General features: G+C 36.4%; 22 protein-coding genes. 16 read left to right on the top strand and 6 right to left on the bottom strand.

Annotated elements, in window-relative coordinates:
• Nucleotides 1-227: hypothetical protein (locus GA0061080_RS12765; RefSeq protein ID WP_209435765.1), on the top strand; the 227-nt coding region annotated here is incomplete at its 5' end.
• 410 nt (nt 228-637) lie between these two features.
• Here GA0061080_RS12765 and GA0061080_RS07420 read toward each other — a convergent pair.
• Nucleotides 638-835, bottom strand: a complete 198-nt coding sequence (locus GA0061080_RS07420; RefSeq protein ID WP_091123450.1) for a hypothetical protein — start codon at nt 833-835, stop codon at nt 638-640.
• A 49-nt stretch (nt 836-884) separates the two neighbouring features.
• Between GA0061080_RS07420 and GA0061080_RS07415 the strand changes: the two genes are divergently transcribed.
• From GA0061080_RS07415 to GA0061080_RS07405, 3 genes are all read left to right on the top strand, one after another.
• Nucleotides 885-1,799 carry a hypothetical protein gene (locus tag GA0061080_RS07415; protein WP_091123447.1) on the top strand — a complete coding sequence of 305 codons (915 nt, stop codon included), beginning with the start codon at nt 885-887 and terminating at the stop codon, nt 1,797-1,799.
• Nucleotides 1,800-2,170: 371 nt separating this feature from the next.
• Complete coding sequence (locus GA0061080_RS07410) at nt 2,171-2,377, top strand: hypothetical protein (RefSeq protein WP_091123444.1); 207 nt, start codon at nt 2,171-2,173, stop codon at nt 2,375-2,377.
• Nucleotide 2,378: 1 nt separating this feature from the next.
• On the top strand, nt 2,379-2,807 hold the full coding sequence (locus tag GA0061080_RS07405; RefSeq protein WP_091123441.1) for an EamA family transporter: 429 nt from the start codon (nt 2,379-2,381) through the stop codon (nt 2,805-2,807).
• Nucleotides 2,808-2,837: 30 nt separating this feature from the next.
• Here GA0061080_RS07405 and moeA read toward each other — a convergent pair whose 3' ends face one another.
• The 3 genes from moeA to rsmI form a co-directional block, all read right to left on the bottom strand.
• Entirely contained in the window at nt 2,838-4,064 is a 1,227-nt protein-coding gene (gene moeA, locus GA0061080_RS07400; protein WP_091123437.1) for a molybdopterin molybdotransferase MoeA, read from the bottom strand.
• A gap of 174 nt (nt 4,065-4,238) precedes the next feature.
• Nucleotides 4,239-5,330 carry a redox-regulated ATPase YchF gene (ychF, locus tag GA0061080_RS07395; protein ID WP_034910937.1) on the bottom strand — a complete coding sequence of 364 codons (1,092 nt, stop codon included), beginning with the start codon at nt 5,328-5,330 and terminating at the stop codon, nt 4,239-4,241.
• Nucleotides 5,331-6,052: 722 nt separating this feature from the next.
• A complete protein-coding gene (rsmI, locus tag GA0061080_RS07390; RefSeq protein WP_091123434.1) occupies nt 6,053-6,880 on the bottom strand; it encodes a 16S rRNA (cytidine(1402)-2'-O)-methyltransferase in 828 nt (275 codons plus the stop codon).
• Between the two features lie 323 nt (nt 6,881-7,203).
• Between rsmI and nlpD the strand changes: the two genes are divergently transcribed.
• From nlpD to ruvB, 11 genes are all read left to right on the top strand, one after another.
• A complete protein-coding gene (nlpD, locus tag GA0061080_RS07385; protein ID WP_091123429.1) occupies nt 7,204-8,229 on the top strand; it encodes a murein hydrolase activator NlpD in 1,026 nt (341 codons plus the stop codon).
• 124 nt (nt 8,230-8,353) lie between these two features.
• Entirely contained in the window at nt 8,354-9,106 is a 753-nt protein-coding gene (gene gpmA, locus GA0061080_RS07380; protein WP_091123425.1) for a 2,3-diphosphoglycerate-dependent phosphoglycerate mutase, read from the top strand.
• A gap of 117 nt (nt 9,107-9,223) precedes the next feature.
• Entirely contained in the window at nt 9,224-9,796 is a 573-nt protein-coding gene (locus GA0061080_RS07375; protein WP_141683113.1) for a thymidine kinase, read from the top strand.
• Nucleotides 9,797-9,989: 193 nt separating this feature from the next.
• Nucleotides 9,990-11,198 (top strand): aldose 1-epimerase family protein, encoded by a 1,209-nt coding sequence (locus GA0061080_RS07370; protein ID WP_091123419.1) that lies wholly within the window; start codon nt 9,990-9,992, stop codon nt 11,196-11,198.
• Nucleotides 11,199-11,471: 273 nt separating this feature from the next.
• Nucleotides 11,472-12,065: a UbiX family flavin prenyltransferase gene (locus tag GA0061080_RS07365; RefSeq protein WP_091123416.1), complete on the top strand. Its 594-nt coding sequence runs from the start codon at nt 11,472-11,474 to the stop codon at nt 12,063-12,065.
• An 18-nt stretch (nt 12,066-12,083) separates the two neighbouring features.
• The gene (locus GA0061080_RS07360; RefSeq protein ID WP_091123412.1) at nt 12,084-12,509 is read left to right on the top strand and encodes a PNPOx family protein; all 426 of its coding nucleotides are present in this window, start codon (nt 12,084-12,086) and stop codon (nt 12,507-12,509) included.
• 492 nt (nt 12,510-13,001) lie between these two features.
• On the top strand, nt 13,002-15,239 hold the full coding sequence (dnaX, locus tag GA0061080_RS07355; protein WP_091123460.1) for a DNA polymerase III subunit gamma/tau: 2,238 nt from the start codon (nt 13,002-13,004) through the stop codon (nt 15,237-15,239).
• Between the two features lie 33 nt (nt 15,240-15,272).
• Nucleotides 15,273-15,611 (top strand): YbaB/EbfC family nucleoid-associated protein, encoded by a 339-nt coding sequence (locus tag GA0061080_RS07350; protein WP_065635232.1) that lies wholly within the window; start codon nt 15,273-15,275, stop codon nt 15,609-15,611.
• 313 nt (nt 15,612-15,924) lie between these two features.
• Nucleotides 15,925-19,860, top strand: a complete 3,936-nt coding sequence (locus tag GA0061080_RS07345; protein ID WP_091123408.1) for an autotransporter outer membrane beta-barrel domain-containing protein — start codon at nt 15,925-15,927, stop codon at nt 19,858-19,860.
• A gap of 291 nt (nt 19,861-20,151) precedes the next feature.
• Entirely contained in the window at nt 20,152-20,760 is a 609-nt protein-coding gene (ruvA, locus tag GA0061080_RS07340; RefSeq protein ID WP_091123405.1) for a Holliday junction branch migration protein RuvA, read from the top strand.
• 13 nt (nt 20,761-20,773) lie between these two features.
• The gene (gene ruvB, locus GA0061080_RS07335) at nt 20,774-21,778 is read left to right on the top strand and encodes a Holliday junction branch migration DNA helicase RuvB (protein ID WP_091123400.1); all 1,005 of its coding nucleotides are present in this window, start codon (nt 20,774-20,776) and stop codon (nt 21,776-21,778) included.
• 107 nt (nt 21,779-21,885) lie between these two features.
• On the opposite strand, the gene cysK is transcribed toward ruvB, so the two are convergent.
• Nucleotides 21,886-22,851: a cysteine synthase A gene (cysK, locus tag GA0061080_RS07330; RefSeq protein WP_091123397.1), complete on the bottom strand. Its 966-nt coding sequence runs from the start codon at nt 22,849-22,851 to the stop codon at nt 21,886-21,888.
• A 258-nt stretch (nt 22,852-23,109) separates the two neighbouring features.
• Between cysK and GA0061080_RS07325 the strand changes: the two genes are divergently transcribed.
• A complete protein-coding gene (locus GA0061080_RS07325; RefSeq protein ID WP_141683112.1) occupies nt 23,110-23,760 on the top strand; it encodes a hypothetical protein in 651 nt (216 codons plus the stop codon).
• A gap of 76 nt (nt 23,761-23,836) precedes the next feature.
• Here GA0061080_RS07325 and priC read toward each other — a convergent pair whose 3' ends face one another.
• Nucleotides 23,837-24,349, bottom strand: coding sequence for a primosomal replication protein PriC (priC, locus tag GA0061080_RS07320; protein WP_091123390.1), 513 nt, complete (start codon nt 24,347-24,349; stop codon nt 23,837-23,839).

The raw sequence follows: 24,349 nt of genomic DNA, 5'->3' as shown, positions 1-24,349 counted from the left end.
AGATTTTGGAAAATATTATCCTGGAGTGGATCCTATTAGTGGATATGTCTGGACGAGCAATACCAGACCCTACGACGGTGGAAGCAGAAGTCGCATCAGTCGGTTCGCTATCATTTCTTGGCTCGGGGAGGTGGACCACCAGCCTTGTGATTCATCTGATCCAAGCGACTTTTTTTGTCATAATTACTACCATCATGGCGTTGTTTGCGTTACACCTTAGCGTTTAGCGCTTTGTCCTAAATCAGGGCTATGCTGTTGCAGTTAGCTACCGCAACAGCGGTAGCTTATTTAAACGCCTTAACTATTCCCAATAAAAACTGCGAGAAAAGACCTTTATTTTATTAAAGTTTTTATTTAACGTTTTTTAACTAAAACACATCTCTTTACAACTGCTTACAAAAAATTAATAAAAAACTGTTTTTTTAGTGTTTAAGCGATTACAATTTAGTCCTCCTTTAACAAGGGGAGAGCTCATTAAATGAGCGTGCAATTATAAAAAAACAAAATAAAACAAATAATTATTTGACAGGTAGAATATTATGTACTATCATATTACCAAACACCAAACACCAAACACCAAACACTGCCAGTCTTATGCCCTAAATCTACTTCAGTTTTATCATAGCCGAAACCATACTCAGCTCTTATTTTTATCACCCAAGCCCATAGAATCGCTGGCGTTATCGGTACAATTACCGTCAAGGATATTGCTGATTTTCAAGTTATTATCTAGGTCATTGCTCGTTTTTGCGATATCACTCGCATTACTATTGTCGTTTTTATGCAGCGCGCAGGTATTGGCAGGCCAAAACGGTAATAATCGCAGTGATGCCATAATATTGCCACCATCAAAATGGGGTGAGGTCAAATTCGCAAAGCCGAATATGAAGAAGGGTTATACGGAGTATATTACTGGTCGGCCTCAAGAGTTTTTTGGTCCACCTAATATATGGCACAAAGATAGGGGATTTTTACTTCAATCAACCGATCCCGCATCATATCATCTTAATTTTCCAACAACAGGTGCTAATAATTTGTTTTTTGATTTAGTGATAGAAGGAGATGCCACTGACTTGATATGGGCACCAGTGACGCACGCGGGTATCACTGCCGCGGTGACACCACTAACAGGATGTGATTATAATCAAGGTCAATATGATAAATCTCACCATCGCTACTATAACCATGAAGGTTGTTTTGTTGTGTATCGTGTTAAGTTAACCGGTCCATCGGCAATCGCACAAGGAAATAACGACATTCCTGCGCCAATTGCTAAGCCAAATTTACCACAGACCTTCGAGTTAGTGGGTAAAGACAGCGGAGGCAATGAAATAATCAAATATGGTTTTCAGTTAAGGCAGTGGTTTGTCGGTAGAAAAAAGGTGTCCTACTATTCAAAACAATTAGCCTGGTGTAATGGTTTAGGTTATCGTATGTCACAAATAAAGGATTTAACTAACGCAAGTAGTTTTTTTTATAAAGACGAAGCCTTAGGCAATGTAGGTGGTACGCCATCGTCAGATAATAACAGTTACACTCGAGTTATAGGAGGAGGCTTTTTGGGTGAATGGGGGGAGGTTTTTGATTATGGTGGTAGTTATTATACTGAAGTGGACCCTATTTATACAAGGGTCTGGACGAGCAATACCCACGACTTCCCCGTCAAAACTCGCCACGGTCGGTTCGCTGTCCTATTTGGCGGGTATGTGGACCACCAGCCTTGTGAGTCATCTGATCCAGGGGGCGACCCTTATTGTCGTGGTACCGACGAATATGGCGCTATTTGCGTTACACCTTAGCGTTTAGCGCTTTGTCCTAAATCAGGGCTATGCTGTTGCAGTTAGCTACCGCAACAGCGGTAGCTTATTTTAAATCCCAAATCATTTTAGCAAAAAAATATCAGAAAAACGTTGATTTTATTATAGTTTTTATAGTGGTGGTATTTATTGCTTCGGTGTTTAAATCACTCCTATTTTTTGTATACAATTTGTGGGGAGTTCGCTATTAGGAGCCTTTGCAATTATTAAATGCCTACAAAGGCAATCGCTCTTTTCATCTAATAAAAATAGGCGGTAGCCAAGCTATTAATCGTATTGATTCTGAAGTAAAATAATTCAAATAAAAACAAACGTAATATGGTTAATTATATGTTTGCAAAAAGGAGGACGAAATGAAATCTGCCATTATAGGTTTATCTTGTTTAGTGTTTAGTTTGACATTAGTTGGTTGTGGCGGCAAAAACGACAAAGGCAAAACTTATCATTGGTCAAAAGCACACGGTGTTTTAGAAGATTGTCGTGGTGTAATGAATAAATCGCAACAATGTAATACTAATTCCAATAATCAACAATATCTATTTAAAGTCGATAAATACTAATATGAGTGCATGGCTTATTTACGCATTACTTTCAGCTATAACTGCGGCCAGTGTTGCTATTTTAGGGAAAATTGGTTTACAACACCTTGATGCTAACACCGCAACCGCCATTCGTGCTATTGTTATGGCCATTTTTTTAGTTGGCGTTGTGGTTGTACAAGGCAAGCTTAACCTTATTAATACCTTTTTTAACGATAAAAAAGCTTTATTCATTATTGCGCTTAGTGGCATTGCTGGCGCACTCTCTTGGTTATTTTACTTTATGGCGATCAAAGAAGGCAAGGTGTCACAAGTTGCGCCAATTGATAAATTAAGTGTTGTGTTTGCGGTTGTGTTTGCAATGGTTTTATTTGGTGAAAAGATCTCGTTATTAGCAGGGATTGGCGTTGCCATGATTGCGGCAGGCGCAATATTGGTTGCACTATTTTGATATTAAATAGTGCATTAACCTGAACCTAGGCTACTTTAATAGCGCATTGAATAGCTCAACAGTAACAAGTTCACCTTTAGCTACATTGCCTCGTTCTTGTTCAAGCACAATAAAACAGTTTGCTTGATTAAATGACTGAGTAATATGCGAACCTTGCGCTCCAGTTGGACTTACTTCTAATTCGCCCTGTGCATTGATTTGCAGCATACCACGTTGAAAGTCTAACCTACCGACAGTCTTTTTAAGATTTGTTGCTGTTTTAACTTTAAAGCTAAAATCCATGGATGAATATTCAAGCCCTGAAAGCACCAAAATCAAAGGTTGCACTAATTGGTAAAATGTCACCAAGGTCGAAACAGGGTTACCTGGCAAGCCACAAAATAGCGCATTGCCAATTTTACCAAAAGCAAAAGGTTTGCCCGGTTTTATTGCCATCTTCCAAAAGTTGATTGTACCGAGTTCTTTTAAAGCAGTTTTGGTATAATCAGCATCACCGACTGAAACACCGCCGCTGGTTATTACCAAATCAGCCTGACTTGATGCACTTATCAACGCTTGTTTAATTTGGTTTGGATCATCAGCAATAATACCAAGATCAACAATTTCACAGTTAAGTTTGCTCAGTAATAATTTTAGCGTAAAGCGATTACTGTCATAAATAGCACCATTACCTGACAACGGTTTACCGATTGGTGTTAATTCATTACCGGTTGATAAAATAGCGACTTTTAACTTTTTAAATACCACAAGTTCGCTCATGCCTAGCGTTGCCAGTGTCGATAGGGTTGGCACTGTTAATTTAGTTCCTTTGTTGATAATGATTGAATCTTGTTTAACATCTTCACCCATACGGCGGATATTATCGCCAGCTTTTACCTGACTTAAAAACGCAATACCCAAATCTGATTTTTCGGTTTGTTCTTGCATAACTACGGCATCGGCATCTTTTGGCACAGGCGCACCTGTCATAATGCGTAAACAAGTACCTTGTGACCAATGAAGATTGCTTATATCATCGCCTGCAAAAATCGCACCAGCCCGTGGCAGCAATTTTGATTGCTTAAGATCCGCTAATCGAATCGCATAACCATCCATCGCTGAATTATCAAAACTAGGTACATTAATAGGGGAAATTACAGGTTCAGCGGTAATCCTTTCTAATGCTTCAAATAACGTAACTTTTTCACTATGCAGAGATTTTATGGTTGATGCGCTTTGAAGCATTTGTTGCTTGGCTTGTTGAAAAGTGAGTAACATAAAAGTGGACAGCCCTTATATTTACCAATCTATTATTGGTTCAGTTGACAAGAAGTTTCAGGTAACACTACGTTTAAGTAAAAAAATTAATTTTATCTTAATGTTAATTTAATATTAATTAGTTATATAAAGTCAATACAAAAACGTCGCCAAAAGGCGACGTAAAATAATCAACTACACATTAAATAAGAAATTCATAATATCGCCATCTTGCACGATATAGTCTTTACCTTCAGCCCGCATTTTGCCTGCCTCTTTAGCACCTTGCTCACCGCCGTATTTAATAAAATCATCAAAGGCAATGGTTTGCGCACGAATAAAGCCTTTTTCAAAATCGGTATGAATTTTTCCTGCCGCTTGCGGAGCCGTATCACCAACCGAAATGGTCCAAGCACGAACTTCTTTAACACCTGCGGTAAAATAAGTTTGCAGATTAAGCAAGCTGTATCCAGCACGAATTACACGGTTTAAACCGGGTTCGGTTAGGCCTAAATCTTGCATAAATTCATCACGATCGGCATCATCAAGTTCGGCAAGTTCTGCTTCAATTGCTGCACAAACAGGTACTACAACCGCTTTTTCTTGTTCTGCTATTGCTTTAACTTTATCTAAATAAGGATTATTTTCAAAACCATCTTCATTCACATTGGCAATGTACATAGTTGGTTTTAACGTTAAAAAACTAAGGTATTTGATGGCTTCAAGTTCTTCTTTGCTAAGATCTAATAAGAGTAGCTTTTTGCCTTGCTCAAGATGAGGTAAACACTTTTCAAGGATTTCCACTTCAAATTTGGCGTCTTTATCGCCACCTTTAGCGCGTTTTTGTTGGCGAGTTATTGCTCGTTCACATGCTTCAAGATCGGCTAATGCTAGCTCGGTATTGATAATTTCGATATCTTCAGCAGGATCGATTTTACCCGCAACGTGGACAATGTTCTCGTTTTCAAAGCAACGCACAACATGCCCAATGGCTTCGGTTTCACGAATATTGGCTAAAAATTGATTGCCAAGGCCTTCACCTTTTGACGCCCCTTTAACAAGGCCTGCAATATCAACAAACTCCATCGTTGTTGGCAAAGTGCGTTGTGGTTTAACAATTTTAGCTAGCTCATCTAAACGTGGATCGGGCATCGGCACAACCCCAGTATTTGGCTCGATAGTACAAAACGGAAAGTTAGCCGCTTCAATGCCTGCTTTAGTTAGTGCGTTAAAAAGCGTTGACTTACCTACATTCGGTAATCCGACAATCCCACATTTAAATCCCATACTGTTTGTTACCTTTTGTTTTAAAGTGTCTTAAAAATAAGGGGCGATTATATACTAAATTGTGCTATTTGTGCCAATATTCTTATCGATAGATCAAGTAATAAATGTCAGAATTGCTCACGTTATTTACAGTAATTCGAGAAATGACTGTAATCAATACCCATAAAACCGTATCTTAGACAATAGATAAGGTATTTAAATTATAAAGAAAATAATTGTTACCGATTTGGCTAAACGTTTTATGGTTAGGCATCCAAATTTATAAACTTGTCAGCCAACGAGCAAATAAGAAAAAGATAGATACTTTAATGATGTGATGTTTACGGTTTAGGTTATATTTTTTGTAAAAAATATTCAGGATTGTATACCGTTTGGTGATTAATTTAGCCTTTGCGGTTTTTCATTTGTTAAAAGGTATGATCAGCTAGTATCAATTAAAATTTATAAATTTGTTAGCCACCGCACAAATAAGAAAAAGATAGATATTTTAATGATGTGATGTTTATGGTTTAGGTTATATTTTTTGTAAAAAATATTCAGGAGTGTATACCGTTTGGTGATTAATTTAGTCTTTACGGTTTTTTATTTGTTAAAAGGTATGATCAGCTAGTATCAATTAAAAATTCACAAAACCGACTAGTTTGAAATGAATGGGTAAGTGGTAAGCGCGATACCGACTTTACTGGTGATGTGGCATAATCAGCAAATTGTTAGCGGTTTAATTATTGCTCTGCATCCAAACCAATTTGATAAAGCTGGTTCTTTTTAAGTCCATAGATTTCAGCTGTAATAGCAGCAGCTTTTTTAAGAGGTAACTCTTTTTGTAATAATTTAAGGGTATTAATGGCTTTTTGGTCAATGTCATTATCGGTTTTTACATAACCTTCAACAATTAAAACAAATTCGCCTTTTTGGCGATTCGTATCTTCGTTTAGCCATGCTACTAGCTCGCTTATGGTAAAACTGACAATAGTTTCCCATGTTTTGGTGAGTTCTTTAGCTAAAACAACACGTTTATTTGCACCAAAAACAGTTTGCATATCTTGCAGTGTATCTAGCAAACGATGCGTTGACTCATAAAAAATCATAGTTCGTGGTTCATCAATTAATTTAGCTAAACTATCTTGCCGTGCTTTGCTTTTAGCGGGTAAAAATCCTTCATAACTGAATTTATCAGAAGGTAGTCCAGCAACAGATAACGCTGCAATAGCAGCACAAGCACCAGGAATTGGCACGACTTGAATATTATTATCACGACAAGCTTTAACCAAGTGATAACCGGGATCGTTAATTAATGGTGTACCAGCATCTGAAATTAAAGCAATAGATAAGCCAGATTTTAGTTTTTCAATCAAAAGGTGAGACTTTTCTTGTTCATTATGATCGTGCAAAGCAAATAGCTTTGCTTTAATGCCAAGATGTTGTAAAAGTAGACCGCTATGGCGAGTATCTTCAGCCGCAATAAGATCAACGCTTTTAAGAGTATTGATTGCTCTAAGTGTAATATCATCTAAGTTTCCAATTGGTGTTGCAACAATATATAAAGTCATTATTTTAAATCACATTAAATTTTTATAGAAATACGGTAAAGATACTGTACGAAAACCTATTTTATTGTATATACTCATTACATTCAAAATAAATCCAACAAAAACCAAATAAATAGTTAATCCCAAACAGTAAAAAATAGTCATAATAATTATTTTTTAAAAAAATTTATAGGCAAAACTATCAAATTTTGAGTGAATTTATTGATTTAACCAATAAGTAATCAATATAATAGCTTTTTGCTATAAAAACGCTAAAATGTGCTAATTAAACAAGATGTATAAAATGCTATTGAATAAAAAATAGCTAAAAATAAAATTCACGAATGAAAGGTGTCGCTTTGAAAAAAATATTTATATTAAGTTGCTTAAGTTTGTTAATTGTTGCGTGTACACAAACCGAGCAAGCCGAAATCGAAGATATTTCTAGCGCAGGTGGTTCATCAACTTCTTCTGTTTATACTAAACCACCAGCCAATATCTCAACAAGAGGTAGGGTATCTTCTTCTGCGGTTACTAACAGCACCAATAATAGTACGGTGATTAGTAATGAGCGTATTGTTTATAATCGTAATTATGATGATATTCCAAAAGGCGGATATCAAGGCGATACTTACACGGTTAAACGTGGTGACACCTTATTTTATATTGCGTGGGTAACGGGCAATGATTATCGTTCATTAGCGGCTAAAAATAACATCAAAGAGCCTTTTGCGGTTAATGTCGGTCAAGTATTAGATGTTAGTGGTGGGACTGTTGTGGTAACACAAAAAACTACAACAAATAATACAACAGTAAATAAATCAAATACCAATAACTCATCTGTAGTGATTGGACAAGCCAAAACTAAACCAACAATAACCAAGACAACAACGACTTCAATTACTACAATAGATAAAAATAAACGTCCAACAACAACCGAAACAACTGAAACTATCACCGAACCACTAGAGGATTCTGCAAGTAATCAAAAAGCAAATTCAAATATTGTCAATATCGCTTGGCGATGGCCGGCTCGAGGTAAAATTATTGAAAAATATTCAAGAGCAAGTAAAGGTATTGATATTTCAGGTTCACTTGGCGACAAAGTCATGGCTGCAGCTGATGGGCGAGTTGTCTATTCGGGTAATGCATTACCCGGCTATGGTAATTTAATTATTATTAAACATAATGATGACTATTTAACAGCATATGCACACAACCAATCTATATTAGTTAAAGAACAACAAGCAGTGCGTGCGGGTGAACAAATTGCTACAATGGGAGCAACAGGCACATCGTCGGTTAGATTACACTTTGAAATTCGATACAAAGCGCAATCAGTTGATCCATTAAAATATTTATCAAAATAATAATAAATGTGTTGTGTTAATTAATTGACGCAATGCTAATAGATATGCCAAGCAGCAACTAGGTGGTATATCCATAAATAAGAATTTACTAAAATTAAATCTATGTAACAAAGGAGTTATATTTATGGCAGTAAAAAAATTAGTGCTTATTCGACATGGAGAAAGCGTTTGGAACCAAGAAAACCGTTTTTGCGGTTGGACTGATGTTGATTTATCTGACAAAGGCAACCAAGAAGCCGCTGAAGCAGGTAAATTACTTAAACAAGAAGGTTTTGAATTTGATTATGCTTATACATCAGTATTAAAACGTGCAATTCACACTTTATGGCACGTTTTAGACGAAGTTGACCAAGCATGGTTGCCGGTTGAAAAAAGTTGGAAATTAAATGAACGCCATTATGGTGCATTACAAGGCTTGAATAAAGCTGAAACAGCGGCAAAATATGGTGATGACCAAGTCAAATTATGGCGTCGTGGCTTTGCAATCACACCTCCTGCACTTGAAAAATCAGATGAACGCTTCCCTGGTCATGATTCACGCTACAGCAAATTACCAGAATCAGAACTACCATTAACTGAAAGCTTAGCATTAACGATCAAACGTGTATTACCTTACTGGGAATCAACCATTGCCCCACGAGTAGCTAAAGGTGAACGTGTTATTATTGCCGCTCATGGTAACTCACTACGTGCGCTAGTAAAACACCTAGACAATATTAGCGATGACGATATCATCGAACTTAACATCCCAACAGGTGTACCATTAGTGTACGAATTTGACGACAATATGAAAGTCATCAAACACTATTACCTAGGCAACGCAGATGAAATCGCTGCAAAACAAGCAGCAGTTGCCAACCAAGGTAAAGCAAAATAATTATTTTTTAAGCAAACAAAAAGGTAGGTTGTTTAACTTACCTTTTTTATTATCTGCATAATAGCTTTTATTCACTGATTTTTATGTCTTATTTCTTTTAATTTTGAGAGCGTTATTTTGTCTAAGATCTACTATATATATGGCGTAATGAATGCTGGTAAATCCACCGAACTACTACAAATTGACCACAACTACCTAAGTAACAACATGCAAACGTTACTGCTTAAATCATCGGTTGATACGCGCGATTCGGCGGTTGAAATTGTCTCGCGCTTAGGGTTACGCAAAAAGGCGCTTCAGCTTGATGATACAACGGTTGATGGCATTATTGAGCACATCAAACAAAGTAACTACGCTTGTATACTTATTGATGAAAGTCAATTTTTATCACGCAACACTATCTGGAAACTATCAGATGTCTGCGATGAAAAAGGCGTGCCTATTATGTTCTTTGGCATCAAAACCGATTATATGGGACATTTATTTGAAGGTTCTAAAACACTGCTCGAAATTGCCGATAATTTCAGAGAGCTTAAAACCGTCTGTTGGTGTGGCAAAAAAGCGACTATGATTTTACTAGAAGGACAAGACGGACAAATTGTAAAATTTGGCAATTCCATTCATCTGGGTGACAGCGAATACCACTCAGTATGTCGAAAACACTGGAAAGCAGGGCAAATAAGACCTTAGCACTGATCTACAAACATTTCACACTGATTCGGATAAATAAAACAATTTTATAATGTGCAATTATTTGATGTCGGAAAAGTGTGAATAACTTCTCATTTTTATAATATTTCTTTTGTTTATTGTTGCTATTTTGTGCCATATTGACTGAAACGATTCAGTACTATTTTATTAACTATGAAAGATGAGGAATATTATGAAAGTCAAAACTGTTTCATTAGCTGTAGTACTTAGTTTGATTAGTTATAACGCCAATGCTAAAGAGTTTGTATTAACAGATACCGAAAAGAATATTGCTAAAGGTAACTGGTCAATTTCAAATCAAGATTTAGGTGTAAATGGTAATAAATTTACCATTCAAAATACTGTGCTCAAAGGTGGAAAACAAGACGGTACAGAACTTCTTACTATTTCTAGTGATGATTTTACTATTAAATTAATTCCAACTCGTGGTTTAGGTATTTTATCTGTTGTTGGTGATGGCGTACGTATGGGGTGGGATTCACCAGTAGACGAAGTTGTTAATCCTAAATATATTAACTTAGAAAGCCGTGGTGGAATAGGTTGGTTAGATGGCTTTAACGAAATGATGGTTCGTTGTGGTTTTGAATGGACAGGTCATGCGGCTCAAGCTGATGGAATGATGTACACGCTTCATGGTCGAGCCCAAAATACTCCTGTATCTAAATTAATCGTTGATATTAGTGATAAAACACCGCATACCATTACGGTTAAAGGTCTAATCAAAGAAAATACCTTCAAAAAAAGTAATCTAGAAACGTGGGTATCACTTAGTTATGTACCAGGAAGTAAAGAGTTTACTGTCCATGATGTGGTTACCAATAAGAGTGATTACACCCGCGATTATCAGATCATCTATCATAGTAATTTTGGCACTCCAATTCTTGAAGAAGGAGCGAAATTTGTAGCACCTGTTAAAGAAATTTCACCATTTAACGATTATGCAAAAGGTGGTCTTAACACATGGCAAACTTATTTAGGTCCAACTAAAGGCTTTGATGAAATGGTATTTAATGTTTATCCTTTTGCTGATACCAACGGGCAAACACAGGTGATGGTAACCAATAAAGCAGGCGATAAAGCAGCCGGTATTGCTTTTAATATTAATCAGCTACCCGTGCTTTCATTGTGGAAAAATACCGATACCTTAAAACAAGGCTATGTCACTGGTTTAGAGCCTGGCACCAGTTTTGCTTATCCAGTAACTATCGAACGTGAGCAAAAACGTGTGCGTCAGTTAGAACCTGGACAAAGCACTGAGTTTACCCTAACTTATAGCTTATTATCCAATAAAGACGCTGTAACAAAATATGCAGAAAAGATTAAAGCTATTCAAGGTGAGCAACAAACCAAAGTTGTTAATGAGCCAATGGCTAAAGAATAAATTATTAAAAAAGGCTACCACTTATACAAGGTAGCCATAAACGCAACCTAATAAATAAACACTCTTTCCCCCATGTAATTTACGTATTATTAATGTAATAGCCATGCTAACAGCTAGTGACTACTTGATTCAGTATCAATAGATAGGTATAGTCATTTATTTCATAACAAGCTTTAATATCATTTATTTTTTAAAGTATCATTTGACTGGTTAACTATTTAAAATAGTAATTAATGATATTTGTTGCAATTTGATATTAATAAAGGAACAAGCATGACACAACAGCGGATAGTAATTGGTATTAGTGGCGCAACAGGATTTGCTTATGGAATCAAAGCGTTGACGCTTTTAAAGCCGCTCAATATCCAAACACATGTAGTGATCTCAAAAGCGGCACATGTCACACGCGCTTACGAAGCACCTGATATAAGCTTAGCGCAAATAGAATCACTAGCAGATAAAATATATGCTGTTAATAACATTGGCGCTGCCATTGCAAGTGGTTCATTTAAAACCATAGGCATGCTGATCGCTCCTTGCTCAATGCGAACACTTGCCGCCATAGCGCAAGGGTTATCTGATAATTTACTCACCCGCGCTGCCGATGTGGTATTAAAAGAGCGTCGTCGTTTAGTGCTAATGGTACGCGAATCGCCCTTAAACTTAGCACATATAAAAAATATGGAAGCAGTCACCCTTATGGGCGGAGTAATATGCCCGCCAGTACCAGCTTTATATCAGCATATTGAATGTTTGGATGATATCGTCACCCATAGCGTAGCTAGAGCACTTGACTTATTTGGTCTTGATATTCCAACACTACCACGCTGGGGGGAAGATTTGCACTTAAATCACAAACCAGAATAACTCATATAAGCTAAAAGTATGCAAGCTGATCTTAAAATCATAAAATTTATCAAAAAGCATCATGTGTTAACACTCAGTGTTATCTTACCAGACAACACACCATGGGCGTGTAATGCTTTTTATGTATTTGATGAACAACTAATGTGCTTATACTTCCTTTCCGAACTAAAAACTCAGCATGCCAAAGCGATGTTAGTACATCCTCAAGTGGCAGGAACCATTAGCGTTAATCCCAAAACTATTGCGCAAATCCAAGGTATCCAATTTCAAGCTAAAGCAACTCAATTACAAAATGAACAAGCCAAACAAGCTTATGGGCAATATTATCAAGCATTCCCCTTTGCAAGAGTCATCAAAGCGCCGATTTGGGCTTTACAGTTGCAACGAGTAAAAATGACAAGTAATTTATTAGGATTTGCGATCAAAACATATTGGGACAAATAAGCGTGCAGGTATCTTTAACGTTATTTACAGTCATTTGAGTAATGAGGCAATAAATATCCATAAAAAACTATCTTACTAAAATCGATATATCGACACCACTGTTTATCTATAACATTCTATTTATAATATTCAACGCCTTACAAGGCATTAAATAACATAACACACATAAATATAAAATACTTAAACAAACCGATTAACGTTTTACATAAGTTATTTGCTGAGTGTTGAATATTTATACAACTGTCCGCTTTTTAGATTCTATTTTTTGTAAAAAATATTCAGGAGTCTATACCGTTTCAAGCTAAAAAAGAGTGATGTAAACTTTAATCGAGGCATAGCATAATTAGAAAGCGATTAGCTATTTAAAAGTTATAAAACAAAGCGTTAATTTGCATAGGATAATATTATATCGATTATTGCTTATATAAAGACTAATTTAGCTCTTTATGGTATGATTAGCGCCAAATTCAATGGCAATAATTTATGGTGATTATGAGTTATCAAGTTTTAGCACGCAAATGGCGACCAAAATCATTTTCTGAAGTTGTAGGACAGGAGCATGTCCTTAAAATTTTGTCTAATGCACTATCACTTGGTCGCGTTCATCATGCTTATTTATTTTCAGGCACACGAGGCGTGGGTAAAACGTCAATTGCACGTTTATTAGCAAAAGGGCTCAATTGCGAAACAGGCATTACGGCAACACCTTGCGGCGTTTGTGATAATTGTCGTGATATTGAGCAAGGAAGATTTGTTGACTTGCTCGAAATCGACGCCGCATCACGAACCAAAGTCGAAGACACCCGTGAAATTCTTGATAATATTCAATACTTACCAACCAAAGGGCGCTTTAAGGTCTACTTGATTGACGAAGTCCATATGCTTTCACGCAGTAGCTTTAATGCACTACTAAAAACCTTAGAAGAGCCACCCGAACATGTTAAGTTTTTATTGGCAACAACCGATCCACAAAAGTTGCCGATTACCATTTTGTCGCGCTGTTTGCATTTACATCTAAATGTACTTGACACAGCGTTAATCAGCAAGCAACTCGATCATATTTTACAGTTAGAACAAATTAGCCACGCCCCCAAGGCCATTGGGCTATTGGCTAAGGCTGCTAATGGCAGTATGCGCGATGCGCTAAGTTTAACCGATCAAGCTATTGCTCTTGGTAATGGTATGGTTGATGCTGAATCAGTAGCAGTAATGCTTGGTACGCTTGATAAATCAATTCCATTTTCGTTAGTTGAAGCATTGCATCATGGTGATGGTAATGCCTTAATGCAACAAATCGAGGCTGCGGCAATGCAAGGTGCCGATTGGGATAATTTATTAGCCGAAACCATTACGTTATTGCACCAAATTGCGTTATTGCAAGTAGTGCCAACCGCATTAGGTGATTATACCGATAACGAAGAACGTATTCGTTTTTTAGCGCAATATATGGCACCGAACGATGTGCAATTGTTTTATCAAATTTTGTTAATGGGGCGTAAGGAGCTTGCTTTTGCTCCTGATAAAAAAATTGGTGTTGAAATGAGCTTTTTACGTGCCTTGGCTTTTATGCCAAAGGCCGTTGATGCGGTTGTTCCGCCAACTGTGCTACAGCCACAAACTCAAACCCAAACCCAAACCCAACATCAAGCTCAAGCAATAGAGCAAACTAATGTATCGAAGCAAGCAGAGGGTAATAAGTCAGTTAATTCTCAAACGCAAATTTCGCATGCAACACTAGCACAAGCTACAAAGGCACAACAATTAAGTCAGCTTGAATATAACGCGGTTAATCACTCAGAGCCCGTTAAGTCATCATCGCTTAAAAAGCAACAACCGTTTAGTGCACCGTTATCTGAACCTAAGCAATCACAAAATTCCTCTAAACCAGTGAGTGACAAGTCACCTGTTACTAGCCCAAAAGTTGAAAAAATGGCTAAATCTGGAAATGATGATTTAGCGATTCCTGATGATGTTTCGACGGTGACTAAAAGCATTTTAGAAATGCGCATGCAGTTGATGAAAGAGGAACAAAATCCAAAAAAGTCTAAAACGGTTGAGGCTAAGGCTCAACCTAAAAGCCCTGTAATCAACGCATCACTTGAACGAATTAAGCAAAATTCGGTTCCTGTTGAGTCTATCAATACCGATAATAATGATAGTCATGTTGATAATGATAGCGATAATGGTAACGACGAAGAAGAAATCACAGCCGAAAATTATCAATGGCAAGCTAGTGGTTTAATTCCGATGAAAGAAGAGATTGTGGTTGATACTAAAGCCTTTCGTGAATCGCTTAACGGTGAAAAAACACCCGAAATGACTAAAAAATTGATTGAAGAAATGGCTCAAAAGGATGCATGGTGTGCTGAAATTGAGCAATTGGATTTGTCACCTTTGATTAAGCAAATTTTTGTTAACTCGGCTGTTGAGCAAACAGATAATGAAACGATTGTGTTGCATTTGCGTTCAAACGTTAAACATTTAATTAATTCGGTATCGAATGTGATTAAAGTAAAAAAAGCGCTTTGCAAACATCGTAACCAAGAGCTTGATGTAAATATTATTATTGATGATGATCTAAATTATAAAACACCAATCGAAATGCGCGAAGAGTTGTACCAAGAAAAACTCGCACAAGCGAAGATAACGATTGCTGAAGATCCAAAAGTGGCAACAATTTGTCGATATTTTGATGCTAAGATTGATGAAGCAAGTGTTCGTCCTGTATAATTATGGTCATATTTTTTAAAACGAGGAATTATTATGTTTTCAGGTGGAAAAGGTGGATTGGGCAATTTAATGAAACAAGCCCAACAAATGCAAGCAAAAATGCAACAAGCACAAGAAGAGATCGCAAAATTAGAAGTTACAGGCGAATCAGGTGCAGGTATGGTTAAAGTGACCGTTAACGGTACACATAGCTGTAAACGCGTTGAAATCGATCCATCGCTATTAACCGAAGATGATAAAGAAATGCTAGAAGATCTTATTGCAGCAGCTTATAACGATGCAAGCCGTCGTTTAGACGAAGCACAAAAAGAACGAATGGCACAAGTTACAGGTGGCATGCAATTACCACCGGGTTTTAAAATGCCGTTTTAGCTATAATTTATTTCGTTCTAAGTAACTTATTTTTATTTAAGAAAATAGCAGTCTAATAACATCATAGCCGTTTATGTTAATAAACATAAACGGTGTTTTCTACACAATCAATTAATGTTAAGTTTACTATAATATCGTCTAAAAAATTATTTTATTAATGGAATTTTTCTGAATTTCTATTTCTAAAAGATACAATCTTAGCACTACTCATTAAAATGATATTTAATATAAAAATATATTAATTATGTCATTAGTGATTTTTGTATAAAAATTAAATTAAATTAGAAAATATTTGGAATATAAGGAACATTAAATGAATCATATCTATCGATTAATTTGGGATGCTTTACGTCAGTCATGGGTAGTTGTAAGCGAGCTTACTTGCGCCCACAAAAAAACAACAATAAAAATAGCAGCAATAACCTTAGGTAGTCTATTTTTGAGTAGTGGCGCTTTTGCCGAAACTCAAAACATCACCTTGCCAGCAGATGGTAGCAAATACCAACTTGAACCAATAGATGGATTAAATGGAACTGATGGTACATCAAAGAGTACAAAAAATGGCACAGACGGAAAAGCCGCTTATATATTTGAAACAGGGGCTGAAACAAAACCAGAAGATAATGTTATTACTATCGATTCTGATGTTTTTATTTCTGGCGGTAACGGAGGTAAAGGGTTTTCTGGAGAACAAGTATCTGACGAAGATAGCTATACTGGAGGCAATGGTGGAAATGGTGCCTTAGCGATAAAAGGCGATCGACTAAAAATAATTAATGACGGGACAATTAATGGCGGTGAAGGCGGTAGGGCTGGTTTCGGATCGTATAGTGATAATGATAATGATAATGATAATGATTATAATGGCAATTCTGGTGATGCTGGAGATGGTGGTGGAGCTATTAGTGGCAATTATTTGGTTATTACTAATAGTGGAGAAATTAATGGTGGTGGCGCTTCATATACAATTACTGCAGGATTGGAGGTCGGTAAGTCAGGTAATGGTGGCGTTGCCATTTTCGGTGATAATCAAATCATTGAAAATGATGGATATATCCGCGGTGGATATGCCTATTATGGACATAATAATGCACAACAAGGAATAGGTTCGAATGGTGGTGAAGGAGGCACCGCCATTTTAGGCAATCATAAAAAAATTACCAATAGAGGTAAAATTGCTGGAATGCATGGTGGATCAGGTGTTAACGTTATGAGTCCTATTTATGAAGGCTTTGGTGGTAATGGCGGTAATGGTGGTGATGCAATTAAAGGCGATGATCTGAAAATAGATAATTATGGGTATATTGTAGGCGGTTTTGGTGGTGAAGGTGGTATGGGATATTATTACGATACCGATACCGAAACCGAAACTTACAACCCTGGAAAAGGTGGCGATGGTGGCATGGCCATTTCAGGAGATAATCTTAACATTAAAAATTATAAAAATGCTAGGATAGAAGGTGGCGGGGGTGGACGGGGAGGCTATGGCGGAATGGGGGATTCTTCTGGAAGAGCAGGCCATGCTATTAATAGCAATCATAGTACTATAGCTAATGACGGCATAATTCAAGGAGGAAGTCTTCATTATGCTGCTTATACTAATGAAGATCATGGTGGTTATGGGATTAATGGCGATTACCTAACAATTACTAATGGTCATAACGGTGAAATTTATGGTGGCAGTGGATTAGGGCAAGCAGGTATAGCAATAAATAGCAACCATACTTCTATAATCAATGAAGGTCAAATTATAGGGGGCGATGGTTATGGTTATGATGCTAGTTCTGCTAGTGGTGGTCATGCTATTAATGGAAGTTATCTAACGATTACTAATACCAATAGCGCTATAATTCAAGGAGGAAGAGTAGAGGTTGAAGAAGGCATAGCAGGTATAGCAATTAATGGTGATAACTTAAATATTCGTAATCAAGGCTCTATTATTTGTGGCGACTCTTCCAATAATGATTGTGGTACTGCAATTTACTTTACAGGTGGGCAAAATAATCTAACATTACAAGATGGATCTGATATACAAGGTGACATTGTGCTGGCTTCTGGTTCTGATAACACTTTACAAATTACTAGCGAGGCACAAACAACAGTTGATGGTAGTTTTGAAATAGGCAGTAATACAAGTGTTACGCTTTCAGGTCAGAAATTGTCGTTTTCAAAAAATGCAAACTTTGGTAGTGGAACAACGCTTACTTTTACAGAAGGGGCAAGTTTACATGCTGATAGCATCACATTTAATAATACAAAAATTAAAACTAACATTACCAACTGGATGCAAACAGATATTTTATTAGTAAGCAGTATAAATGGAATTAATGGCAACTATGAATATAGCATTACTAATGATTTGTTAACGGAAGGTGCTAAAGATTATGCTGGTTTGTATTTGAATAATGGAAATAGAGATCTTGTCTATGGATTAAAGTGGAATGATTTTAGTGGTGATGGCTATGGCACTTTTGATTTAAAAAGTGGTGCAATTTTTAACCTTAAGGTGAGTTTAACCGATAACACAAGCAATATTAATAATATTAATGGTTGGGATGGTAAAAGCTTAACCAAAGAGGGGCTTGGTACTTTGATTTTATCGGCCAAAAATAGCTATAGTGGAGCAACTAACATCAATAATGGCACGCTTAAGCTCGATATAGATAACGCTATTGCCAATACTACTGATGTGACTATAGCAGAAGAAGGGACTTTAAATCTGGGCGGTCACGATCAAAAAATAGCACACATTTATAATCAAGGCAAAATGCTGATTAATGATTTTGATGCGAACGTTTTAGATAATGCAGTTACTGTAACAGGTGATATGTACAATAAAGGTACACTGATCCTTAATAACTGCCAAAACTGTGCAGGGCAAACTTATGTTCAGCAAGGTAATTGGATTGGCGAAGGAGGAACGGTACAATTCGGTACAGTACTTGCAGATGATGCGAGTATAACTGACAGACTAAAAATTACAGGATCGGCTACTGGTACCACTAAAGTTAAGGTTATTAATGAAGGTGGGCACGGTGCGCACACAATTGAAGGTATTGAGCTTATCAGTACAGGTAGCTCAACTGAAAATGCTTTCCAACAAGATGGGCGCATTATTGCAGGTAGTTATGAATATCATCTGCAACAGGGCGATAACTTTGGCAATAATATGAATAAATGGTATTTGACCAGTGAAATTAATTATTCTGGAAGTGAAAAAGACGCTAATATAGGAAATACCCCAAACTCTTCAAATAAAAAGATCCGTGTTTTTCGCCCTGAGGCCGGAAGTTATGTCAACAACTTAGCAGCAGCTAATAATTTATTTACTATGCGTTTACAAGATCGACAAGATCATATCGGGCAGGCTAATTTATCCAATGATGGAAATAAACACAACAGTGTATGGGCAAGAATTACTCAAGGACACAGTAAAAATACGACATCTGATAAACAGTTAAAAACGACTGCTAATCGAACGGTATTCCAACTTGGTGGTGATGTATTAACAAATTCCTTCTTTATACAAGATGAGCTACATATTGGTTTGACCGGTGGTTATGGAAAACAAAACAGTACCACACGTAGCCATATTTCAAAATATCGTTCAGATGGTAAAGTTGAAGGTTATAATATAGGCTTGTATGGTACATGGTATCAAAACATACAAGAGCGAGAAGGCGCCTATGCTGATAGCTGGATCTTGTATAATTGGTTTAATAACCGCGTACAAGGTGAGCAGTTAGCTAATGAGAAATACCACAGCCATGGTTTTACCGCTTCGTTGGAGCTAGGATATGAGTATAAAATTGCTTCATTTTTTACTGATGGCGATATGTTCAATGATATCTATATTCGTCCTCAAGCACAGGTTATGTGGTTAGATGTTAAAGCAAATGATCATACTGAAAACAACGGAACTCGAGTTTATGGTGAAGGAGATGGTAATATCCAAACACGTTTAGGTATGCGTATTTCGCTAAATAGACATAATCAAAACATTAAATCGGGTACCCAAATAGAGCCATTTGCTGAATTTAACTGGCTACATAATACTAAAAATTATGCTGTTAATATGACTGATGCAACGACAAACATTCAAGGTACAAAAAACGTGGCTGAAGCCAAAATTGGCATAGAAGGACGTATTAAAGACAATTTATATTTATCGGGTAATATTTCACAACAGTTTGGAGAACACGCTCAGCGAGATACACAAGGTATAGTTGGAATAAAATATCTGTTTTAAAAAACGATACCAAAATCAAAAGGCACCTCTTTTTAGGTGCTTTTTTAAGTAAATAGCCTGGTTAAAATAAAGGCTATTTTTATCAAAAGAGCATATTTAATAAAATCCAAACATCCTCATACAGTTAATCTAATTATGGTGATGTTTAATTTTTGTTTTTAGCTATTTAGATAATATTTTTTTGCTATTGACTGTCTATTTATACAGTTTTTCTTTATTATTTTTTTGCTATCAGGTAAACTACACCTTATTATTTGCTTATTTATTATGCTTTATTATTAAGGATATATTGTGATTGGTCGTTTACGTGGCACTATTATTGAAAAACAGCCTCCAAAAGTTCTGATTGAAGTTGGTGGCGTCGGCTATAATGTGTTTATGCCGATGACCTGTTTTTATGAGTTACCTGAAAACGGGCAAGAAGTTATTGTATTAACGCATTTTACTGTGCGTGAAGATGCCCAAGTATTGTATGGATTTAATCAAGAGCAAGAGCGTGAGTTATTTCGTGAGCTTATTAAAGTTAATGGTGTGGGGCCTAAATTGGCGTTAGCTATTTTGTCAGGTATGTCTGCACCGCAATTTATTAATGCTGTTGAACAAGGCGAAATTAAGACTTTAGTTAAGTTGCCGGGCGTAGGCAATAAAACGGCACAGCGGTTAATTGTTGAAATGAAAGATCGTATTAAACATTTTGCGGAACCATTATCAAACACTAGTACGATTGTAGATATGGACAGTGTTCAAAAATCGGCTGATCAGATTGAAGGCGAGGCAGTTTCGGCTTTAATAGCATTAGGTTATAAACCACAAGAAGCTAGCCGTATTATTAATAAAGTCATTAAACCAGAAATGGATAGCGAAACGCTGATTCGTGAAGCCTTAAAGTCGGCACTGTAAATAGGGATTGATTATGATTGAAGCGGATCGTTTAATTGCTCCACAAGCGCAAAAGGAAGAAGAATCACTCGATCGTGCAATTCGGCCTAAATGTTTGGATGAATATATTGGGCAACCGCAGGTGCGTGAACAGATGAAGATTTTTATTCAAGCAGCTAAGCAACGCAGTGATGCACTCGATCATGTGTTAATTTTTGGGCCGCCAGGATTAGGAAAAACCACGTTAGCTAATATTGTTGCCAATGAAATGAATGTTAACCTACGTACTACTTCAGGACCTGTGCTTGAAAAGGCCGGCGATTTAGCTGCTATGTTGACTAATTTAGAGCCTAATGATGTGCTGTTTATTGACGAAATCCACCGATTGTCTCCTGTTGTTGAGGAAATTTTATATCCTGCAATGGAAGATTACCAATTAGATATTATGATTGGCGAAGGCCCTGCAGCGCGCTCGATTAAAATTGATCTTCCTCCTTTTACATTAATTGGTGCAACAACTCGAGCTGGTTCGCTAACCTCGCCACTACGAGATCGTTTTGGTATTGTACAACGACTTGAGTTTTATCGGGTTGAGGATTTGGAATATATTGTTAACCGTAGCGCTAAATTTTTGGGTATGGATCTGTCAGACGAAGGTGCGCATTTAATTGCCCAACGTTCACGCGGTACCCCCCGAATTGCAAATCGACTTTTGCGCCGTGTACGCGATTATGCCGATGTAAAATCAAAAGGCGTTATCGATCAAAAAATTGCGACTCAAGCGCTTGATATGCTTGATGTTGATAACGAAGGATTTGATTATATGGATCGCAAATTATTGCTAGCCATTATCGAAAAATTTATGGGTGGGCCAGTTGGTCTTGATAACATTGCAGCAGCTATTGGTGAAGAACGCGAAACGATCGAAGATGTGCTTGAGCCATTTTTAATTCAACAAGGCTATATTCAACGAACGCCTCGTGGCAGAATTGCAACACCGCATGCATATCGGCATTTTGGCATTATTCAAGATACATAAGTTGATTGTGTTCAAGTTATTATTAATATTTTGTTATAACATATTGTTTATTATTCTAACACCGCTATAACGTGGTGTTAGTTATTGAGATGTTTATTTGATGTCGTTTATCCCAACTCTTTTTCAGTAAAAATCCCACTAAATAAATCAGTGCTTAAATAACGTTCGCCAGAAGATGGCAAGATAACCACAATAGTTTTACCGGCGTTTTCAGGTAATTTTGCTAGGCGGCCTGCTGCAAAAACTGCGGCACCAGACGAGATCCCTGCCAATATGCCTTCTTTTTCCATTAATTCGCGAGCGGTATCAATGGCTTGCTCGTTGGTAACCTTTTCAACTAAGTCAATTAAACTTAAATCTAAATTATCAGGAATAAATCCTGCACCAATACCTTGGATCTTGTGTGGCCCAGGCTTTATTGGTTCGCCAGAAAGCGCTTGGCTAATGACTGGTGAATTAGAGGGTTCAACGGCAACAGCCGTAATATCCTTTCCTTGGGTGTTTTTAAGGTAGCGTGTTACACCAGTAAAAGTGCCCCCAGTTCCGACGCCAGCAATAAAAATATCGACTTTACCATCGGTATCTTGCCAAATTTCAGGGCCTGTTGTTTTTTCGTGAATTTCAGGGTTAGCCGGATTACTAAATTGTTGTAGCATAATATTTTTTGTAGGATCACTGGCAACAATTTCTTCAGCTTTTTCGATCGCGCCTTTCATTCCTTTGGCCGCTTCGGTCAATACTAAGTTAGCACCAAGTGCTTTAAGAAGCTTTCTACGTTCAATGCTCATGCTTTCAGGCATGGTTAATGTTAACTTGTAACCACGAGCAGCTGCAACAGACGCAAGGGCAATACCAGTATTACCACTGGTTGGTTCAACTAATTCAACGTCAGAATTTAATAAACCTCGTTTTTCAGCATCCCAAATCATATTTGATGCAATGCGGCATTTAACACTAAAACTCGGATTGCGTGATTCGACTTTGGCTAATATATTTCCATTTCCAAAATGTTTTAATCTGACTAACGGCGTATGCCCAATGGTTTGTGAGTTATCATCAAATATGTTACTCATATCAAAATCCTTAATTAATCGCTTTAAAATAGAATAGTATTATACTACTGATTATGGATGATCATTATTATAAATATTATCCCATAAAGACGATACTAATTAATCATTATAACAATATTCGTTTTAGTCATAATAAACCACTTTGTGATAAGAAGAATAAACACAATCATCGTATAACGTAATTCTATTTTTATCGTAATTGGTAGATTTTTTTGACATTATATTAATCCAATTAATAGATTAATATAACGCAATTTAATGAGAAAACGACTTAAACCAACAAGAGCAAAACCCAAAATAATAATATTCGGACCATTCCCAAAGTCTTTAACTTGTACCCTGCTAGTGGGTAGTCTTACAGGAATACTGTTGGGGTGTTTTTTTCTTATTTTATTTGTTTTTGTAATTGATTTTTATTATGTCGAGACTTTGCTGTTTTTTGACGCAGTTAATCGTTTTTTAGGTTTGAATTTATTGAATTTTGATAGTTTTGTATGTGGAATTTTTTTAATTACTAGTCTGTTGTATATAGTGAAAATGCTTTTTTCGCCAGTTTTTTCTATACTTAGCAATAATAAAATTATTGTATCAAGAAAATTTAGGCGAGATATTTGTTATGATATCAATAGTGATCTTAATGTTAAAATTACTATGCGAGTATCTCATCAGAAAAAAGGAATGATTAGCCCTAGATATTATTCATCACCCATAAATTCATGTTTGTTATGTTTGACTTTCAAAAATGATAAGCTTAAGTTAAATAAACGTTGGGTAAGTGGTTTTTATTCGTATGAGGGAGCAAGAGCATTTATCTACGCTTTGGAGAGTATTCAGGTTCAATTTTATTTTAAAGGCTATAATGCTAAGTGTTTTTGTCGATTAATGGGTTTTAATTCATCAAATAATTAATAATAATTTATTAAAGGCTGATAATTAATTTTATGCATTAGTTATGTAACTATTGTTTACGACATTAAATTGGCTTTTATTGGAAATCATTGATATCACTTTCCATCTCAAACTCAATTTTTTTAATTGCTTGTTCACAGCGGTAAATTCGATTATCAAGTGCAGCTATTTTGCTTTGATTGATAACTTCAGGCGATAGCTCTAGCTCGTATTTCATTTCTTGTAGTCGGCGTAAGTAATCTAAATGACGCATGTGCTTTTGTGCTAAAGTTTCTTCAATAACATGTTTAGGTTCTTTCTTACGTAAGTCATGAGTAGCTAGTTCGCGTGTTAGAGCTGTAATTTGGTTAACTAATGTGTCGGATAAAAATGTGATTTGTTCAATTTTTTCTGATTTAATATTGGCAACTAATGCGTGATAGGTTTGTTTTATTTTTTCAAGGTAAAACGTTTTGTCTGTCACAATTTTATTGGTTTGAAATAGTTGCTCATCAAAATAGGGCTCTTGAAACCGCTGTTCGTTTACCAAATTGATCTGTTGTTCTAGTTGATCAATTTGATTTTTTAGGGTAGTGAGTAAATTTGCCAT

This window comes from Gilliamella intestini (assembly GCF_900094935.1).
Lineage (GTDB): Bacteria > Pseudomonadota > Gammaproteobacteria > Enterobacterales > Orbaceae > Gilliamella > Gilliamella intestini.
Note: the sequence above shows the minus strand (reverse complement) of the source record. Positions and strands in the feature narration are given on the sequence as shown.

What these genes read in the sequence shown, in the direction of transcription:
- moeA (WP_091123437.1), bottom strand. Translation starts at nt 4,064, where the DNA reads ATGTTACTCACTTTTCAACAAGCCAAGCAACAAATGCTTCAAAGCGCA.
- cysK (WP_091123397.1), bottom strand. Translation starts at nt 22,851, where the DNA reads ATGAGTAACATATTTGATGATAACTCACAAACCATTGGGCATACGCCG.
- GA0061080_RS07370 (WP_091123419.1), top strand. Translation starts at nt 9,990, where the DNA reads ATGAAAGTCAAAACTGTTTCATTAGCTGTAGTACTTAGTTTGATTAGT.
- dnaX (WP_091123460.1), top strand. Translation starts at nt 13,002, where the DNA reads ATGAGTTATCAAGTTTTAGCACGCAAATGGCGACCAAAATCATTTTCT.
- gpmA (WP_091123425.1), top strand. Translation starts at nt 8,354, where the DNA reads ATGGCAGTAAAAAAATTAGTGCTTATTCGACATGGAGAAAGCGTTTGG.
- GA0061080_RS07415 (WP_091123447.1), top strand. Translation starts at nt 885, where the DNA reads ATGAAGAAGGGTTATACGGAGTATATTACTGGTCGGCCTCAAGAGTTT.
- GA0061080_RS07410 (WP_091123444.1), top strand. Translation starts at nt 2,171, where the DNA reads ATGAAATCTGCCATTATAGGTTTATCTTGTTTAGTGTTTAGTTTGACA.
- GA0061080_RS07360 (WP_091123412.1), top strand. Translation starts at nt 12,084, where the DNA reads ATGCAAGCTGATCTTAAAATCATAAAATTTATCAAAAAGCATCATGTG.
- ruvB (WP_091123400.1), top strand. Translation starts at nt 20,774, where the DNA reads ATGATTGAAGCGGATCGTTTAATTGCTCCACAAGCGCAAAAGGAAGAA.
- GA0061080_RS07350 (WP_065635232.1), top strand. Translation starts at nt 15,273, where the DNA reads ATGTTTTCAGGTGGAAAAGGTGGATTGGGCAATTTAATGAAACAAGCC.
- priC (WP_091123390.1), bottom strand. Translation starts at nt 24,349, where the DNA reads ATGGCAAATTTACTCACTACCCTAAAAAATCAAATTGATCAACTAGAA.
- GA0061080_RS07325 (WP_141683112.1), top strand. Translation starts at nt 23,110, where the DNA reads ATGAGAAAACGACTTAAACCAACAAGAGCAAAACCCAAAATAATAATA.
- nlpD (WP_091123429.1), top strand. Translation starts at nt 7,204, where the DNA reads ATGAAAGGTGTCGCTTTGAAAAAAATATTTATATTAAGTTGCTTAAGT.
- ychF (WP_034910937.1), bottom strand. Translation starts at nt 5,330, where the DNA reads ATGGGATTTAAATGTGGGATTGTCGGATTACCGAATGTAGGTAAGTCA.
- GA0061080_RS07345 (WP_091123408.1), top strand. Translation starts at nt 15,925, where the DNA reads ATGAATCATATCTATCGATTAATTTGGGATGCTTTACGTCAGTCATGG.
- GA0061080_RS07405 (WP_091123441.1), top strand. Translation starts at nt 2,379, where the DNA reads ATGAGTGCATGGCTTATTTACGCATTACTTTCAGCTATAACTGCGGCC.
- rsmI (WP_091123434.1), bottom strand. Translation starts at nt 6,880, where the DNA reads ATGACTTTATATATTGTTGCAACACCAATTGGAAACTTAGATGATATT.
- GA0061080_RS07365 (WP_091123416.1), top strand. Translation starts at nt 11,472, where the DNA reads ATGACACAACAGCGGATAGTAATTGGTATTAGTGGCGCAACAGGATTT.
- GA0061080_RS07420 (WP_091123450.1), bottom strand. Translation starts at nt 835, where the DNA reads ATGGCATCACTGCGATTATTACCGTTTTGGCCTGCCAATACCTGCGCG.